The 18,336-nt window shown below is 48.2% G+C and carries 12 protein-coding genes; 1 reads left to right on the top strand and 11 read right to left on the bottom strand.

The genetic code is table 11. The annotated features are described in order from the left end of the window. Positions 1–110 precede the first annotated feature (110 nt). The 10 genes from QUW60_RS14100 to QUW60_RS14055 all read right to left on the bottom strand — a co-directional run bounded on the left by QUW60_RS14100 (position 111) and on the right by QUW60_RS14055 (position 15,212). A complete protein-coding gene (locus QUW60_RS14100) occupies positions 111–1,001 on the bottom strand; it encodes a carbohydrate kinase family protein (RefSeq protein WP_258338823.1) in 891 nt (296 codons plus the stop codon). Positions 1,002–1,013: 12 nt separating this feature from the next. Next, positions 1,014–2,177 carry an MFS transporter gene (locus QUW60_RS14095; protein ID WP_289561254.1) on the bottom strand — a complete coding sequence of 388 codons (1,164 nt, stop codon included), beginning with the start codon at positions 2,175–2,177 and terminating at the stop codon, positions 1,014–1,016. A gap of 23 nt (positions 2,178–2,200) precedes the next feature. Then, positions 2,201–3,973, bottom strand: coding sequence for a glycoside hydrolase family 32 protein (locus QUW60_RS14090; RefSeq protein WP_258338846.1), 1,773 nt, complete (start codon positions 3,971–3,973; stop codon positions 2,201–2,203). Positions 3,974–4,176: 203 nt separating this feature from the next. Then, positions 4,177–5,754, bottom strand: a complete 1,578-nt coding sequence (locus QUW60_RS14085; RefSeq protein ID WP_289561252.1) for a glycoside hydrolase family 32 protein — start codon at positions 5,752–5,754, stop codon at positions 4,177–4,179. A 23-nt stretch (positions 5,755–5,777) separates the two neighbouring features. Continuing rightward, complete coding sequence (locus QUW60_RS14080) at positions 5,778–7,187, bottom strand: DUF4960 domain-containing protein (protein ID WP_258338820.1); 1,410 nt, start codon at positions 7,185–7,187, stop codon at positions 5,778–5,780. A gap of 24 nt (positions 7,188–7,211) precedes the next feature. Continuing rightward, a complete protein-coding gene (locus tag QUW60_RS14075; protein ID WP_258338819.1) occupies positions 7,212–8,948 on the bottom strand; it encodes a RagB/SusD family nutrient uptake outer membrane protein in 1,737 nt (578 codons plus the stop codon). Between the two features lie 20 nt (positions 8,949–8,968). Continuing rightward, entirely contained in the window at positions 8,969–12,037 is a 3,069-nt protein-coding gene (locus QUW60_RS14070) for a SusC/RagA family TonB-linked outer membrane protein (protein WP_434736873.1), read from the bottom strand. 398 nt (positions 12,038–12,435) lie between these two features. Beyond that, positions 12,436–13,263 carry a prolipoprotein diacylglyceryl transferase gene (gene lgt / locus QUW60_RS14065; RefSeq protein ID WP_289561248.1) on the bottom strand — a complete coding sequence of 276 codons (828 nt, stop codon included), beginning with the start codon at positions 13,261–13,263 and terminating at the stop codon, positions 12,436–12,438. A gap of 137 nt (positions 13,264–13,400) precedes the next feature. Next, a complete protein-coding gene (locus QUW60_RS14060) occupies positions 13,401–14,168 on the bottom strand; it encodes an immunoglobulin-like domain-containing protein (RefSeq protein WP_289561246.1) in 768 nt (255 codons plus the stop codon). Positions 14,169–14,312: 144 nt separating this feature from the next. Beyond that, on the bottom strand, positions 14,313–15,212 hold the full coding sequence (locus tag QUW60_RS14055) for a diaminopimelate dehydrogenase (protein WP_258338816.1): 900 nt from the start codon (positions 15,210–15,212) through the stop codon (positions 14,313–14,315). Positions 15,213–15,386: 174 nt separating this feature from the next. Between QUW60_RS14055 and ruvA the strand changes: the two genes are divergently transcribed. Continuing rightward, the gene (ruvA, locus tag QUW60_RS14050) at positions 15,387–15,983 is read left to right on the top strand and encodes a Holliday junction branch migration protein RuvA (protein WP_258338815.1); all 597 of its coding nucleotides are present in this window, start codon (positions 15,387–15,389) and stop codon (positions 15,981–15,983) included. A 241-nt stretch (positions 15,984–16,224) separates the two neighbouring features. Here the strand turns inward: ruvA and glmS are convergent, their stop codons facing one another. Beyond that, positions 16,225–18,069 (bottom strand): glutamine--fructose-6-phosphate transaminase (isomerizing), encoded by a 1,845-nt coding sequence (gene glmS, locus QUW60_RS14045; RefSeq protein WP_289561244.1) that lies wholly within the window; start codon positions 18,067–18,069, stop codon positions 16,225–16,227. Between the last annotated feature and the right edge of the window lie 267 nt (positions 18,070–18,336).

The following is an 18,336-nucleotide window of genomic DNA, read 5'->3' as shown; positions in this document are numbered from 1 at the left end:
CAATTAATGCAAAAGACACAAAAACACAGAAATAAGTACTCGAGAAACTTTAATCAGGTACAATAACTGTGTTTTTGTGTTTTCTGCACACAGGCATCTGGACCGACGCTTTATCTAAGCTTATCTTTCAGATAATCGGGGAGGACAGGCATTGCTCCGTTCTGCGTGCAGACATAAGCCGAAACCTCTGCAGCCAGTTTGTGCGCTTCGCCAACAGGCTTGCCATTCAGAATGGCTGCCACAAAGGTCGCGGTGAACGAATCGCCCGCACCTACTGTATCTGCCACCTCCACCTTCGGAGTTTCCACGAACGAAACTTCCCCTGGAGTGAACACATAGCTTCCATTCACGCCGCAGGTCAGAATCAGCATCTTCAAGTTGTATTTGGCAAGCAGAATCCAACACTTGTCCTGCAAGTCAATGCCCGGATAACCGAACATACGGCTGACAGTCACCAACTCTTCATCATTAATCTTCAGAATGTTGCACTTGCGCATCGAGTTGCAGAGAATCTCCTTGGTATAGAATCCCTGCCGCAGGTTTATATCGAAAATCTTACACTGTCCATCTCCCTCCGGCATCACATCAAGAAAACGGTTGATGGTTTCGCGTGAAACTACACTCCGCTGCGCCAGCGAACCGAAACATACCGCACGTGTCTGACGTGCCAAGCCTTCCAAAGCCGGAGTAAAAGGAATGTTGTCCCATGCCACGCCCTCCTTGATATCATAACAGGGAACTCCCTCTGCATCCAGTTCCACCTGCACCGTCCCCGTAGGATAAGGAACAACTTCAATCATGCCGTTCAGTTTCTTTTCACGGAAATTGTCCAGAATTTCAATGCCCAGCTTGTCATCGCCTACGGCACTTACAACCCGGCTTTCCAGCCCGAACTGTGAGATATGATAAGCGAAATTTGCCGGAGCACCGCCCAACTTCTTGCCTTCCGGAAGCACATCCCAAAGTGCTTCACCCATTCCAACTACAATCGTGTTATTCATGATGATATAAAATTAATGTTTGATTCTCAAAGTATAAAACAACAGATAAAGCACACCAACCGTCATTACGGCAACAGCACCGTCTTGACCGACCGCATCACTGGCAAACCCCATCAGCAGCGGGAACACCGTACCGCCAAACAGTCCCATTATCATCAGTCCGGAAACTTCATTCTTCTTCTCCGGCTCGGCAAGCAAGGCCTGCGAGAACACGATAGAAAACACGTTCGAATTTCCAAAACCAATTAAGGCAATACATACATAGATGACGGCAAGCGAATCGAACGCAAACAGCCCGACCATCGCCAGAAGCATACAGCATACGCTTATAAGGAAGAACGACCTGGACGATACCGCACGCAGAATGAACGCACCGGAAAAACAGCCGAGTGTACGGAATATGAAATAAAGGCTGGTTGCAAATCCGGCTTCGGTCAGGCTCATCCCCACACGTTCCATCAGAATCTTCGGAGCCGTAGTGTTCGTGCCGACATCAATCCCCACATGGCACATGATGCCAAGGAAAGAAAGCAGGATGAACGGCTTTCCGAGAAGTTTCAGGCAAGCCTTGAAACCTGAGGCACTATCCGCTCTTTCCTCTTCAATGGGAGTGGCGGAAAGCAGCAGGATGGCAAAGACTGCAATGATCATATAAATAGGGAACAACACGCGCCAGCCCAAGCCGAAATTCGGAATGGCCTGTATAGAACCCCACATGGCAATGTAAGGAGCGAGGAACGAAGCGATAGCCTTCACGAACTGGCCGAATGTCAGCGTACTCGCCAGACGGTCGCCGGAGATGATGTTGCTCAGAAGCGGATTAAGCGAAGTCTGCATCAAGGCGTTTCCGATACCCAGCAGAGAAAACGAACAAAGCATCACTCCGTAACTGCCGCCGAAAATCGGAATCAGAAGTGACGCAAATGTCACCGCAAGGCTGAGCAGGACAGTCTTCTTGCGCCCGATTTTATTCATCAATACTCCCGTCGGCACCGAGAATATCAGAAACCAGAAGAACACCAGCGACGGGAAAATGTTCGCTTGCGAATCAGTCAGCCCCAAATCGGCCTTCACATAGTTCGACGCGATTCCCACTAAATCGACAAAGCCCATCGCAAAGAAGCAGAGCATAACGGGAACCAACTTTCCATATTTCATCTTGTTGTCAGTTGTCATGATTTTCAGTTAATGGTTAACGGTTAATAATTAATTCGATAGACCGTCATTGATTTGACTGTGAAGTTTCCACGGACAGACACGAACGACATCTTGTTGTAAGGTTCCGAAGGGAATATCTGATTTGTCATCACGAACTTGCCTTCCTCGCCAAAAGCCTCGATGCTTGAACGGTCGACAAACAGACGGAGGCGGATGTTATCCGTTTCAGGTGTCGGAGCAACCGTAACGGCGGGAAAATCTGTACTGAAATCCACCTTTCCGCTCTCGCTGCGATCCATCACAAACTGCTTGCGCATTACGTCATAATACATCTTCACCTTCTCTCCCTTGCCATTTTCCAGATTGAACGCAATTCTCGACGCGCCCGCATTCTTGATAGTCATGTCTATCTCATACGCACCTTCATTGCCGTCAATCAGACTCGGCAGCTCATAAGAGTCGCTCACCTTGAACGAAGGAATCACGGTCTTCCCTTCGCGTGCCTGTTCTATTTCAGCGGAAGGGGCGCATCTCAGCAGCAGCTCCCCATCTTGACGGTAAAGCGTAAGGTCGCGCGCAATGGTGTTCGAGCCACGGAACTGCATGGTCGGAAGCACCGCCTGATATTGCCAGTTGCTCATCCAGCCGAGAGCCACACAGCGTCCGGCAGGCGCGTTGTTGAAAGTGACCGTGGCATAATGGTCTTTTCCCCAGTCCATCCATTTGGTTTGTGTCGGCGATTCGTTCACGAACTTCTTCCCGTCAAACGTTCCGACGAAATATTGGGCTGCATTGCCTCCGAAAGGTCCGCCCGGATTGATGTTGCATATCAGCACCCACTTCTTTTCCTTCGTACCTTCCACCGGCAGTTCGATCAAATCCGGACACTCCCATACGCCGCCATGCGCACCCTGCTTTGCGCCGAAACTGCTTTCGTATTTCCAGTCTTTCAGATTCTTTGACGAATAGAATTCCATCTCCTGTCCGCCTGCAAGCACCATCACCCAATGCTTTCCGGGCGCATACCAAACAACTTTCGGGTCGCGGAAATCACGCTTGACGGAAGTGACGACCGGATTGTGCTCGTATTTCGTGAAGGTTTTCCCGTTGTCCGTACTGTAAGCCATGCTCTGGGTCTGGGTATCTCCCCACGGGGTAGACTTTGCGGAAGTATAGAAAGCAATCACCGCTCCCTCGCCGAAACCGGCCGTATTGCCGTAGTCCACCACCGCCGAACCGCTGAATATGGAACCCCACGCATCGGGCAGAATGGCATCGCCTTCGAACTTCCAGTTCACAAGGTCAGTAGTAGTGGAATGCCCCCAAGTCATGTTTCCCCACGTGGAGCCGTATGGATTGTGCTGGAAATACAGATGCCATACGCCGTCTTTGTAGAACATCCCGTTCGGGTCGTTCATCCATCCGTAGGACGGCGTGTGGTGATAAACGGGACGAAACTTCTCACGGTTCGTCGTGTCAAATGTGTCCGACAGGCTTATCTTCTTCCAGCAGAGGGACGATTCGGGCATTCCCTGCACATCAATCGAGATGTCCTGCCCCTCGTATTCCGACAAATCGAGCGGCACATAATAGTCCACCTTCTCACGCGCCAGACGCACGTTCGCAGCCACGCCCTGATGCTGATTGTTCACTATAATATACACTTTGCCTTCCGGCGCATTGTCCTGCACAGGGAGCAGCAAGTATTTCTTCGCCTCTTTGACAAGGACAATGTTCTGCTCGTTGGCCAGAGGGCGGATCTGCAGGTTTCCCTGTGCACTGGCTATAAGACCGGCACACAAAAGAATCCCCATGCAGGATGTTTTTCTGATGGCAGACAAATCGCTATGTTTCATCGTTTTCATTATTTCTTAATCAAATAATCGACCTTATCATTTTAAAGTTAAATTTTGTCTGGAAAATAAGATTCCGACACGTTTCTCCTTTCACCGGAAAAAGCAGGCGTTTGCCTCGGACAAAGCACCGGATTGCCTGTGAGCAAACAGCCCGTTTCCTTTCATTCCTGAACGCTTACCTTAATGTCACTCACCTCAATCGAACCGCCGTAATTGTTGATTGACCAACAATTCTTCTGTATACCGTAAATACGGTTGGTATAAGCCACATCGTCGTTAATGTAAACCACACAGACCGAATTGTCCGTATAGACCGTGATGTTGTACACATTGTCAGATGGAGTATTGAACACATACCCGTCTATGCCTTCGATGAAGCCTTTTCCCTCTTCGCCTTCCTCTTCAAAATTGACTTTTCTCGTTGTTCCCGGTTCCGGATTGACTATGACCGAATAATACTTCTTGGAGTCCGTTCCGCGAACCAACGAGAAGCCGAACTTGTCAGAGGCAGAAGCCGTCTTTACCGTAAACGAGATTTTATTGTGCACCTGCAACCTATTGAACAACATGTATGAATCGCCCGTCATCGTGTAAACGCCATTGTTATTCGCCACTCCCGACTCACTCTGCGACATAATCTTCACTTCTTGCTCCGATGCATACTTCCTGTCGATGCCTTCCACTGCGCCTAAGGTAAGCGTACCGTCCTCATGCTGGATTATCCTATGAGCCACAAGATTTCCCGCCCATTCCGGTTCGTTCGGAGATGCGCCCACATTCGTATTGTCGTTTCCTGCGCGTGTCGGACACCATCCCCAAATGTAGCGGTTCGTCCCGTCTGAAGCGGTTTTTCCTGCATAGAATCCCCTTGAATCCAAGAAGCCTTCGTGACTGTCCGGCCAAGTGACGACATCATTCGCAGTGGCCGCCTTCAATTCGTCCAAAGTGCGTCCCTTGAAATACTGCACCTTGCGGATTACCGCATGTTTCTCTGAATAGACCAGATACCACCAGTCACCCATCTTGAACAGGTCCGGACACTCATAGAAACGGTCCCACATCATGGTCATGAAAACGCCTGCATGACTCCAAGTCTTCAAATCGGGCGAAGTGAACTCAACCAGTTTGCCTTTCGTTCCCTCCATCGTGGAAACCAGCATGTGGTATGCGCCGTCATTGCCCTTAAACACAAACGGGTCACGAAAATCTGACCTGCTGTACCCGTAGTCGCTTCCCGCCAGATAGAACGACCTGTTTTTTGTCCATGCCTTGAAGTCGGGGGAAGTGGCCACCATGACCACTTCTTGCCCCGCCGTATGCCCCGTATAGAAGGTATAGTACAGCTTTTCCGCTTCATCATAAATTGTACTTCCCGTCCCGATGGCAGCATCAGGTTCCGACACCGTTCCTGTAGGAATCAGTTCCCCCAACGAAGTGTACGAAGCCGCATCCGCCGTACTCACCGCCCAGATGGGATGATAAGTTTCCGCATTCGGACGATAATCCTGAAGATACAGAACCTTGAAGTCCTTGGCCACCGGATCATAAAACGGCATCGGGTCGCCCACATAGCCCACGTATGGTTTGTAATATGTGCCGAACGTCATCTCGTCGGTCGAAGCGAAATAAGTCGCTGTTCCGTCCCAGTCCTTTTGCGTCAAGACGGGGTCTTCATCGCTGCAACTGCCCAACGGCAGCAGCAAAGCAGTCAAAGCTAAAGAGTATATCATTGTTTTCATATTATTGTCGTTTATAAAATTAATCATTCACCGGATAAATAGTTGATTGCATTGAGGGTCATCGCCGCCACATTGCCGTGATATTGGTCATTCGATACGTCTACGCCATAAGAATACCAATCGTAAGCGCCCGAACCGATACAGAGGATACGTCCTCCGGCCGCATTTGCCGGATATTCCCATGCTACAACCGCACCATCGCTGCCATATCCCAAATCAATGCCGCCGTGATTAGTCTGCCAATCCTCCAATGTAGAATATCCGCCCCAATCAGAACCGATATGCCACTGAGCAGTGCTGTTCGTTATGCGATAACCCGTATCACAAGTGTAAACGCCTTGCTTGCCGTCAATCGTTTCAACCACCCCTTGATAAAGCGGATGGTCTTCATGTCCGTCTACGAAGAAGCTCCACGGACCTCCTGTTATTTCACCTGTTTCTTCCACTTGTCCCCAGCAGTTGTTCGGATTGCTTCCGTCTTTCGTGGCACCCATCTTCACCGCATAGTAAGTTGCATAACGGGTAAGCAACAAACTTCCTCCATTGTCATAAAACTCCTTCATCTTCACAACGGCGCTGATTGCATCCGGCGCAGCCGCATCAAACTTATCCATATTATCCAAACCGTTGTCAACGTGGAAGTGCCACCACATCACCTTGCATTCGTTCAAATCAACCCGACTCGCGCGCACATCCTCGAATGACACATACTGAGAGTTTGACACATTCTGCAACATCCATGTCGCCGCTTCCTTCTCTTCCGCATTCAGCTGGTCGATGGAAGAAGCCAAGCCCACATATACAGCGCTTGGAGAATCGGATTGCTCCACCGTAACCGTGTAGACCGTCGTAGCGGAATTATAAACTACCGTAAACTCTACCGGTTGCGAGAAGTCAATAGCCTGACCGGAAGCAGGAGTCACTTCCGCTCCTTCGGAAGTCGTAATGGAAGCCACCATGCTTGTAATGTCTACAGCAGTCGGGACACGCACCAGAATGGTATGAGCGTCTTCATTAATGACCCCTATATAGCTGTCGTTCAACCGGAACTCGGTAATTCTCGCCTCGTCATGCTTCACATTTACCGTATATTCCAAAAAGGCATTTCCATTTGTCACTTGCAGCGTCTGCGCGAAAGAGAAATCTGCCACATCTCCTACTTTCATGGAAGCCATAGCGCCTTCAGACACTTTGACGTCGGTTACCTCCATCGCCTTCGTGTCATAGCCCACAGGAACGCCCACCGTCACCGTCATAGCCTCGTTGTCGATTGTCCCCTCATATTCATCCAACGCCAAGTCTGTCAGCCAGCAATCGCCGTCCAACCGGAAATTGTCTGAAGTATTGTCATCGCTGCATCCTCCAAATGCAACCGCCGTCACAAACAGCCCCGACAAGAGGAACAGTTTGTTTATCATTGTCTTTGTTTTCATATATTCAATTTATAAAGTCAAACATTACCAACCGCCACAGTTCTGGGTATAATGGCCGTTGCTTGCGCTGATTTGCGCAAACGGAATGGGCAGGTATTCGTTTTTATTCTTGGTAAACGAAGCGTTCGTATAGATTGTGCAATTGTCAGCTTCCCCCGCATAGTATTTGTTCAGCACCTCTGCTGCCTCTCCCCAACGTACCAGGTCAAAGAAACGGTCGCACTCCATCGCCAGTTCCACACGACGCTCAAATTTCAGCATCTTCAAAGCCTCTTCTTGCGAATATGCGCCCGAATACGGCTGCACGTTAAACATCACGTGATAATCGGCAGGATAATTTGAAATCATGGCCGTACTCTGCTTTGCCCGGTTACGAACCTCATTGATAAGGCTTACAGCCTCATCTATACGACCGTCGTTCAATTGAATCAACGCCTCGGCACGCATCAACAGCACATCCGCATAACGGAGGACAATGTGATTCATCGAACTGCCCCAATAGCCGTTGCCTTTAATGATATAGTCGCAATCCGGATCGACATTCTGCTTCAACGTCACGTAATAGCCATACAGTCCGTTGCTCCGGCTCCACGTGGATGTTCTGTCCATCATATAGTTTTCATTGAACTCGTATGGCAGGCCAGACATACCGACGGTAAGGAACAGACGAGGATCGGCATTGTCCGACGTCATCTCATAATCCGCGTCATTGAACGTGTCGAAGAAAGGATGGCCGTCAGCATCCGTCTTGAAGGCGTTCACCAGATTCTGGCTCGGCTTGTAGAAATCGCATCCGCCATCCGTCACTCCCGGAATATTAGGCACTATCAGACCATATCCCCAATTGCAGTTGCCATAAGTTGTTCCGTCATTCATGGAATACTGCATGGCCCACAACGATTCAACCCCATTCTCATACTGAGGCTCCGGACGGAAGTTGTTATGAAAATCCGATTCCAATCCATACCCTCCAGCAGTCATGATGCTCTTTTCCGTATATTGAATCACTTTCTTCAAGTCGTCCGCATTGATGCCGGTCACTTCATTATTTTCCGGATTGTCCTGACGGTAAGCCTTATAAAGATACGTCTTTGCCAGGTAAGCGGCAGCGGCTGCCTTTGTCGGTCTGCCCTTGTCTGCCTGCGTATCAGGCAGGTGGTCGTATGCAAACTGGAAATCATCGGCTATCAACTGCCATCCTTCATCATTCGAATAAGTCGTGTTCGAAAGGTTGTTGTATTCTTCCGGAGAAAGGTTTTCGTCGTTCGCAAAAACAATCTTCTTGTAAAGCTGCTTCAAAAGAAAATGGCCATGTCCGCGAAGGAATCGCATTTCTGCAATTCGCTGCTGCTTAAGCGGATAAACTGTTTCATCTACCTGATTCAACAACTGCAACGCGGTATTGGCGCGCGAGATACAGTTGTAAAGACGCTGCCACATGTCACTGATATTCCAGGCCGTAGTCATGATACCTTGTGAAATCTCCAACGTATGGAACACATCACCATCTTCCGTTCCGTTTCCACCTTTATAAGCGTCATCCGAACGGACATCATAATTCCACATTGTGAAAGAAGAGTTGATGTCTTCCGCCGTAATCCATATTGCATAAGCGGAAATTATCAAATTGTCCACATATTCAGGATTCTGCAATGTTTCGTTATCAATCGTCCCTTGAGGCACCTGGTCTTCCAAGAAATCAGAGCAGCCGGCACAAACGAGAGCCAATCCCAAAACAGTCGTATATAATATTTTTCTCATAATCCTCAATTTTTAATTGGTTAAAAACTAACATTGACACCAAAAGTCAGATTCATCGGAATCGGATAGCCGAAGTTCGGATTTTCAGGATCAACCCCCGTAAATTCTTTGCTCTTGATTGTAAGCACATTCTGGGCACTAACATACAGACGGAGTCTTTCCATCTTCATTTTTTGTGCCCATTTTTCGGGTACATTATATCCCAACTGAATATTACGGAGTTTCAAAAAAGAACCATTTTCCACAAAATAAGTTGACACACGTTTTTCATTATTGATGTCGTCACGGGACAATGCCGGAATATCCGAATCCGGATTCGTGGGTGACCAGGCATCAAGCACACGCTTGCCCTTGTTCAGGAAACCAATATTCAGTCCGCTCCACAAATCAGTTTCTTTCTTCAAGTCACTGATAACGTCCACACCCTGAACACCCTGCCAGAACATGGTCAAATCAAAGCCCTTATATTCAAGATAGATATTCAAGCCGTAGCTGAAAGCAGGGGTCGGATCATAAATCCATTGCTGGTCTGATTCATTGATTACACCATTGCCGTCAAGGTCTCTCCATCGGATACGTCCCAGCCCAGCGCCTTCCTGAGCCGCATGATTGTCAATTTCTTCCTGCGATTTGAAAATACCGTCGGCTACATAACCGACCTGTGAACCGTTCGGGTGACCGATTACACTTTCCACTCCATTTCCTCCGAACGTTCCGTTGGCAGCGACAGTAGCAGGAAGAGCTGTAATCTTATTACGGTAAGCCGAGATATTCGCATTCAAATCGTATTTCAGACCGAAAGCGGTTGTATTGCGGTAACCGATGTTGAATTCAAAACCTTTGTTTTCCATTTCACCGGCATTGATCCATTGCGAACTGCCTTCGCCCATAGCAGCAATACCTGCCATCTGTACAAGAATGTCAGTGGTCTTCTTCCAATACCAGTCGAATGACCCATACAAGCTCTGATTGAAAAGAGAGAAATCCAATCCAAGGTCAGTCTGTGTTGTGGTTTCCCATTTGATATCGTCATTCCCAATCTGGTCACGTTTAAATCCGGATTGAAGAATGCTTCCGCCATTGACACCGGCAATATCGTATGAAGTTCCGTAAGTCTGACCTCCGAAAGCAGAAGTACCGTAATTCGGAACATAAATAGTATAACGGGCGATGTTGGAAATTTCCTGATTACCGGTCTGTCCCCATGAAGCGCGGACCTTCAAGTCATCCAACCACGTCAGATTTTTCATAAATTTCTCCTGACTGATACGCCAGCCGGCTGATACAGAAGGGAATGTCGCATAACGGTTATTTCTGCCAAAACGGGAAGAACCGTCCCGACGCACTGTCACTGAAAACAAATACTTGTCAGCATACGTATAATTCAATTTACCGAAGAAAGACACCAGAGAATAACCTTCAGCCTTACCGTAAGCCTGTGCAGTTCCGACACCGGCATTCGGCCACATATAGTCAGGGGTGAGAATCGCAAAATCTTCTTTATAGCCTGAAAACCAGCTGTCATCTTCACGGTTCAACTCAACACCGGCCATCACATCTCCACGATGCTTGCCGATTTCCAGGTTGTAGGTAGCTACCGCATTCCACATCCATTTGGTCCAATGCTCCTGTTTGGCCTCGATTGCATTTCTGTCGTTGGCGACATTGCCCTCCGTTATAGGATAAGTAAAAATACGCTGCTGTTTCTGAGCATAGTCCAAGCCAAAAGTAGAACGAATATTGAAACCTTTGAACGGGTTCAGATTAATATAAGCATCACCGAACATACGCCAATAAGTATAACGGTTATCCGCATTACGCTGCAGACGAGCTACCGGATTCTCACGGTCGGGATAGCCACCCACCGGACCGGCAAAATTTCCGTTGATGTCATATACAGGTAAAGAGGGGTTGAACTGAAGCACGTTCTCCAAGAAACCACCCGGAGCCTGTACCTCTGAAGTACGGTTCAATGTAAAATGTTCTCCAATAGTCAGAATATCGCCTATCAGCTTGTAATCCGAGTTCATACGGGCAGAAAAGCGTTCGAAATCACTTTCCTTGATAATACCTTTGTTTTTATAATACCCCAAAGAGAAAAAAGAAGAACCTTTTTCCGATCCGTTGCTTACAGATACGTTATATTGCTGAATCACTCCTGTACGGGTAGTTTCGTCAAACCAATCTGTATCGGCAGAAGGAACGGTATGGTCTGAATCAAGGAAACGGGACATGCTGATGCCATTCAGCTGAGGATAACCGTTGGCATCATATCCCCAACTGTATTTGTAGCCCAACGGATTGGTGTTCGGATCCTGACCATCGTTGACGTATGCCTGCCACATCGCCCTGCCGTATTCCTCCGCATTCAGCACTTCCATCTTGTTCGTGTACATGGAGGCAGAAACAGAAGCGTCGAAAGTCACGCTCAGCTTCCCTTCCTTTCCCTTCTTAGTAGTAATGATGATAACGCCGTTTGCTGCACGCGAACCATAGATGGAAGCGGAAGCCGCATCCTTCAAAACCTGGATTGACTCAATGTCGTTTCCGTTCAGTTCGTGCATACCTGCTTTAGTAGGAACTCCGTCTATGATATAGAGCGGATCATTATTGTTCAACGTACCGACACCGCGGATGCGGATAGTAGTGGAACCGCTCGGATTACCGTCAGCCGTAATGTTCATACCCGGCACACGGCCTTGCAAGGCTTTCATCGGGTTGTTCTCATTGGTCTTTGACAACTCGTCCATATCAACCACCGAAATGGCACCCGTCAAGTCAGCTTTGCGTTGAGTTGTATAGCCTGTCACCACCACTTCATCCAACATTTCGGAATCTTCTTCCAGAATGATGTTCATCACTGCCTGCGCCTTTAGCGTCTGGGGCTTGCATCCAACGTATGAAACAGAAATCTCGGAACCTTGTTTCACTGTCAAGGTAAACTTACCGTCCAGATCTGTGACAATGCCATTTTGTGTATTGCCTACTTCTATTACAGAAGCACCGATGACGGGCAATCCGTCCGCCTTGGCAACCACTGTCCCGCTCACCTGCATGTTCTGGGCATGGAGCGTCGCGCATAGTCCCATAAGGAAAAACGCAAAGAGGAATGTTCTTTTTATGCCTTTCATTACGCATTAAATTTTAATTGTTAAACATTGTTTTATCATCAGCTTGTTCAAATTCGAACACCGCAAATGTATCACATTGGAATGAAAAACAATGAAAAGAATGTTTCCCCCATATTCAAATTTGTTTCTCCGCAACATTTATGCTATATCAAGAAACATTTCAGCAACGCCTGCACGCACAAAAAAGAAACATTTTTTATCTTCAGGCTGGAAATAAAGATTTTGTACGGGAAGTCCGACTTTTACCCAACCGGAACGAAAGCCTTCGCCCGGACAAGAGCATAAAAATGCGTTCCGCCATTTTTATGAAACGACGGAACGCTTTTGCCGGCAGCAAATAACTGACCGGAAAAATATCAGAAGGCTTCTTTCCGCTTTCTGCAGGTGGCTATCAGATATGCGCCCAAAAGAATGAGAGGAACGCTGAGCCACTGGCCGATGTTCAGCATCATGTCCGCTTCTTCCGCCACCTGCGGATTCTTCATGAACTCCAGTCCGAAACGGGAGCCGAAGAATATCAGCAAAGACACGCCGGTGATAAGCCCGATATATTTCTGAAGAAGGTATTTATGATACATCACCCACGAAACGACAAAAGCTACCAGGCAATAGAGCATTTCGTAAATCTGGGTCGGATGGCAGGGCTGCGCAACCCCGTCACGGTTATAAAGTTCCTGCCACTCGCGCGAACGCACAAATTCGAAACCCCACGGCAATGAGGTGGGATAGCCGAATATCTCGGAGTTCATCAGGTTTCCGAAACGGATGCACATGCACACGACTGCCACGGCAGGTATCATGCGATCGAACAGCCACCATACGCTCTTCTTCGTCACTTTCTTCGAATACCACACCAGTGCCAGAATCAGCAGGAACACCCCGCCGTGACTGGCCAGTCCTCCCTTCCATATTTTCAGGATTTCCAGCGGATGCGCTCCGTAATAATCCCACTCGTAAAACAGGCAGTGGCCCAAGCGCGCGCCTACCACACTGCTTACGATGCAGTATATAAACAGTTTGTCGGCCCAACTGTCGGGATAGCCTTCTTTCTTGAACAGGCGCGACACGATTTCGTATGCCAATATGAAACCCAATCCCCACATCAGTCCATACCAGCGGATTTCGATCGAACCAAGATGTAACATGACGGGATCTACATCCCATACAATACTTGCTAAAGTCATTTCGTTTCTTCTTTTTTACAATTATTTTCTGCAAAGGAACAAAAAAGCGATTGTACTATGGCAGAAGTTCTGTTAAAAATTAAAACAGGACAGATCTTTTGTCCGCTCTTCCGGCTTGCCTGGCGGCCCGGCACGGCTCATTTCAAACGAAACTCCGCCATCATCAATATTTTCCGGCGGCTTTCTCCCACACTTACCTCTTTAAAGTAACGGTAACGGCCAGGCTTGTTGGGATGTACGTCAGGAAGCAGATTCGCCTCAAACGTCGCGCTATCCCCCGGAGAAAGCACATAACCCAAATCAACAAACGATCCTCGGAGAGGAAGAACGTACCACCGTCCGTTCCGTTCGCAAGCCAGCGAATAGCGGGCACCGTATGTAAGCTTCATGCCGCTCCAGTTATGCAATGCAAAAAAAGCCTTTTCGGACTCGGCCGGAAAGGAAGGAGAAAACGGTTCCAGGCGGATACCCAACGTATCAGACGTACCGACTTTCGTGCACGGTTCGTTTCCGTCAGAACCTTCAAACCGAAGACAGGGAGCGTCCATTATCTTCTCGCGAAACTCTTTCCTCCGTTCGGGGGTATTCATCACAAGCCAGAACGTCACTTCCTGCAAGCCGACTCCCGACATCGACACATTGGCGCGTACCGCCTTATTCTCAGGCATCCGCAAACGCTTCCATATTTCTTCCTGCAAAGCGTCCAGCTCCTTTTCGGAAAGAAACTTTCCGCCTCCCAACTTCTGGCCGGACGCCAGACTGTCTTCCATGCTCCGGAGAGCCGTATCTTCCTGCACTGTCTGAACTGTGTCAGCAACTGCCTGCGGATTGCTTGCTTGCCGCCTGCCTGCACATCCCGTCAAGGCAAGCAGGCATCCGGCAAGTAAAAGCTGCATTGTTTTCATAGCTGCACCGATTTGATCTACGCAAAAATAATCATTTCCTGCGAAACAAAATAAATTACCCTGCAACAATCCTCCAACTGTTGCAGGGTAACGGAAAGCAGCCGCACGGCAATCAGCCGACTGCTACACGGCAGACAAATCTTATCACACCAGATGTGCAATCCACTCGTCACGGTCGCCCGGAAGCAGATCGACAACAGGAATTTCAATCATGGTATAGCATCCCGGCTGCTGGCGCATGGAAGCACGTGCCACGCACACCAGAACCTGAGCTGTCAGGGCAGGATTGTTGATCTTCATGTCGAACTCGAACAGCTGGTTATGCGTCTTTCCCGAAACGCCTTTACGGACAAGGTTCACACCGTGACCCACATCGTTCAAGTCGTCCACGCAAGCCACCTGCTTCACATGCGTTTCATCATTCACAAAATACGGATCAGACTTGATAGCCGCCTCCACGGTCTTGAAGTCAGCTCCTTCCTCCAGCTCCACATAAACCATACGGCGATGGATGCCTGTTCCCACCGGAATGGTCATCGACAGCGCATCCTTCACACCGTCGATGGCACGAACGGCTACCGAATGTCCCATGCTGCGTCCCGGACCGAAGTTGGTGTAAGTGATTCCCTTCGGAGCGATTGCCTCCAGCAACGTGCGGACAACCGAATCGCTTCCCGGATCCCAGCCGGCAGAAATCACCGAAACCGCATTGTGCGTTTTGGCCACTTCGCCCAACGAACGGCGCAAGCCGGTAATCTGCGTATGAATGTCAAAGCTGTCGACCGTATTGATGCCGAGAGCCAGAATTTCTTTTGCATATTGCTCTACACTGCGAGTCGGAGTAGCCAAAATAGCCACATCTACATCCTTCAGTTCCCTGATGTCTTTCACCACTTCATAATCGGCCAGCTCTGCCGGCTTGTTTTCTGCCCCATGACGGCGTACGATACCTGCCACTTCAAAATCGGGAGCGGCCTCAAGCGCTTCCAGCGTAAACTTTCCGATATTGCCGTAACCAACGACGGCTGCTCTAATCTTTTTCATCTTTCTTATTGATATTATTTAATAATCGGTTTCTTTCAACGCTGCAAAAATACAAAAGCAGAACTATTCTAAAAAAGAAGAAAGAAGCGTTTTTTCAAATATCCTGCCTATACTTACAATTTATAAGTTTTTTATAGCTATTTTTGCCTGCAATTTACGATTAATCAAAAAATCATGATTGAATATATCAAAGGAGAACTTGTAGAAGAAACGCCGGCACTGGCGGTCGTCGACTGCAACGGCTTGGGCTATGCCATCAATATTTCACTCAACACCTATTCTGCCGTCCAAGGAAAAAGAAACGTCAAACTTTACATTTATGAAGCTATCCGCGAAGACGCATACGTACTCTACGGATTCGCTACTAAAGAAGAACGCGAACTGTTCCTGATGCTGATCTCAGTATCCGGAATAGGAGGAAACACCGCACGCATGATTTTATCGGCATTGTCACCAGCCGAACTGTGCAATGTGATCAGCAACGGAAACGACAAGCTGCTGAAAACTGTAAAAGGCATCGGACTGAAGACAGCCCAGCGCATCATCGTAGAGCTGAAAGATAAAATCTCCTCCATCGGCATCAGTCCGTCGGCTCCGGCAAATACCATCAGCACAGTCGTACACAGCGAAATTTATGAAGAAGCCGTGGCTGCGCTGACCATGCTGGGATTTGCCCAGGCACCTTCGCAAAAGGTTGTTTCGGCAATTCTGAAAGAAGAACCGGAAGCTCCCGTTGAGAAGGTCATAAAAATTGCCCTGAAACGGCTTTGATGCAACATCGGGTTTCAAGAGAATGCGCCTGTGCATCCTCCTGAAATCCGTCTGCTTTTTCACTCTCCAGACAAGAGGGTATGCCAAAACACAAGTCAACTTTCATCCTCACATCCCGAGCAAAGCAAAGAAACAACGCCCGACGAAGTCAATCTCGGAAACATAAGCTGATGCATGCAAGATATTTCACTTCGGTCAACATGACATCGCCTTTTTACAACCAAATTCCGTCATGCCTTTCCTATTCGACCGTAACCGACTTCGCCAGGTTACGAGGCTGGTCAACATCCATTCCTCTATATACAGCTATATGATAAGCCAGAAGCTGCAGCGGAATAGAAGCTACCAAAGGAAGCAGACACTCCAACGTATCCGGCAACTCAATGCAATAGTCTGCCAGCTTCTTTATTTCGGTATCGCCTCGGGTCACAACGGCAATGACCCTTCCTTTTCTGGCCTTGATTTCCTGAATGTTACTGAGCACCTTGTCATACAGTGCCGATTGCGCCGCAATTACCACCACAGGCATCTCTGCATCTACAAGAGCGATCGGACCATGCTTCATCTCTGCGGCCGGATAGCCCTCGGCATGAATATACGAGATTTCCTTCAGCTTCAGCGCCCCTTCAAGAGCCACTGGGAAAGCATATCCCCGGCCCAGATAAATGAAGTTGCGCGCATAGGTAAACATCTTGGAAAAGTCTGCGATAAGACTGTCCTGCTTCAGCACTTCCCGCATCTTGCCGGGGATTTCCACCAGTCCGGCTACAGTCTGATGATATTCTTCCTCAGAAACAATGCCTTTTTCCTTTCCGAGAAGCAAAGCCAACAATGCAAGCACCATGACCTGACCGGTAAACGCCTTGGTTGAAGCGACACCTATTTCCGGCCCCACATGAATGTAGGAACCCGTATCAGTAGCGCGGGCTATCGACGAGCCTACTACGTTGCATATCCCATAAATAAACGCACCTTTCTCTTTGGCCAGTTCAACAGCAGCCAGCGTATCGGCTGTTTCGCCGCTCTGCGAAATGGCAATCACCACATCATCCGAAGAAATGACAGGGTTACGGTAACGGAACTCAGACGCATATTCCACCTCGACAGGCACACGGCAGAAGCTTTCTATCAACTGCTTCCCGATAAGGCCGGCATGCCAGGAAGTTCCGCAGCCAACGATAATAAAACGATGGGCGCCGGCCAGGCGCTCCTTAAAGTTGGAAACGGCAGACAGTGTCACCGTTCCCGCATCGGGATTAACCCTTCCGCCCATGCAGTCGCTTATACATCCGGGCTGGTCATAAATTTCCTTAAGCATGAAATGCGGAAAACCGTTTTTCTCCAACTGGCCAATATTCATGGCAATAATCTGAACTTCATGCGAACATTCCACATTATTCAGGTTAACAATCCGCAAAGGCATGCCAGCATGCAATACGGCAATCTCTCCATCTTCAAGATACACAGCCTTGTTGGTATAAGCAACCATGGGAGTTGCATCGGAGGCAAGAAAGAATTCATCCTTGCCTATCCCTACAACCAAAGGGCTGCTCTTGCGGGCCGCAATAATCTCGTCAGGGCACCTTCTGTCGATTACGGCAATGGCATAAGCCCCGACCACTTCACGCAAAGCCAACTGCACAGCCGTCAGCAAATCCAGATTGCCCTGATTCTGTATATAACTTATCAGCTGCACCAGAACCTCCGTGTCTGTACTGCTTTTAAACGTATACCCCTTAGCTGCCAGTTTCTCTTTCAGTGCCGCATAATTCTCAATAATGCCGTTATGAACCAAAGCCAAATTGCCATCAGACGAACAATGCGGATGAGCATTGACTGTGCTTGGTTCACCATGCGTAGCCCAGCGAGTGTGAGCAATGCCCATACGGCCGGTCACATCCTGCTTTTCAGCCACACGCTCCAGATCAGCGACCTTGCCCAACGATTTATATATATTCAAATGGCAAGAGTCGCTCATCAGTGCAACACCTGCACTGTCATAACCACGATATTCCAAACGCCTCAGCCCTTCAATCAGAATGGGATAAGCGTGGCGGTTTCCAATATATCCAACGATTCCACACATAAAAATGAATATTGCATTAAAACGATGCAAATATACACAACAATCCGCAAAAACAATATCACATTGATACATTTTTGAGTAAAAACAAAACAATATTACAATCCTATTACATCCATTTCTGAATTATTGTCAAAAGAAAATCGCCGCAAGGCAAGTTTTTTAAAAATTTAATTTGTATCTCTACACATATTTATTATCTGCCCTATAGAATCGAGTAGGAGGAAAACGAAGCAGTTTTCTTCCTACTTTCGTTTTCCGACCTCTCAC

This window comes from Bacteroides gallinaceum, from assembly GCF_030373775.1.
In the GTDB taxonomy this organism is placed as follows: Bacteria; Bacteroidota; Bacteroidia; order Bacteroidales; family Bacteroidaceae; genus Phocaeicola; species Phocaeicola excrementipullorum.
This window is presented reverse-complemented; position numbering and strand designations above follow the sequence as displayed.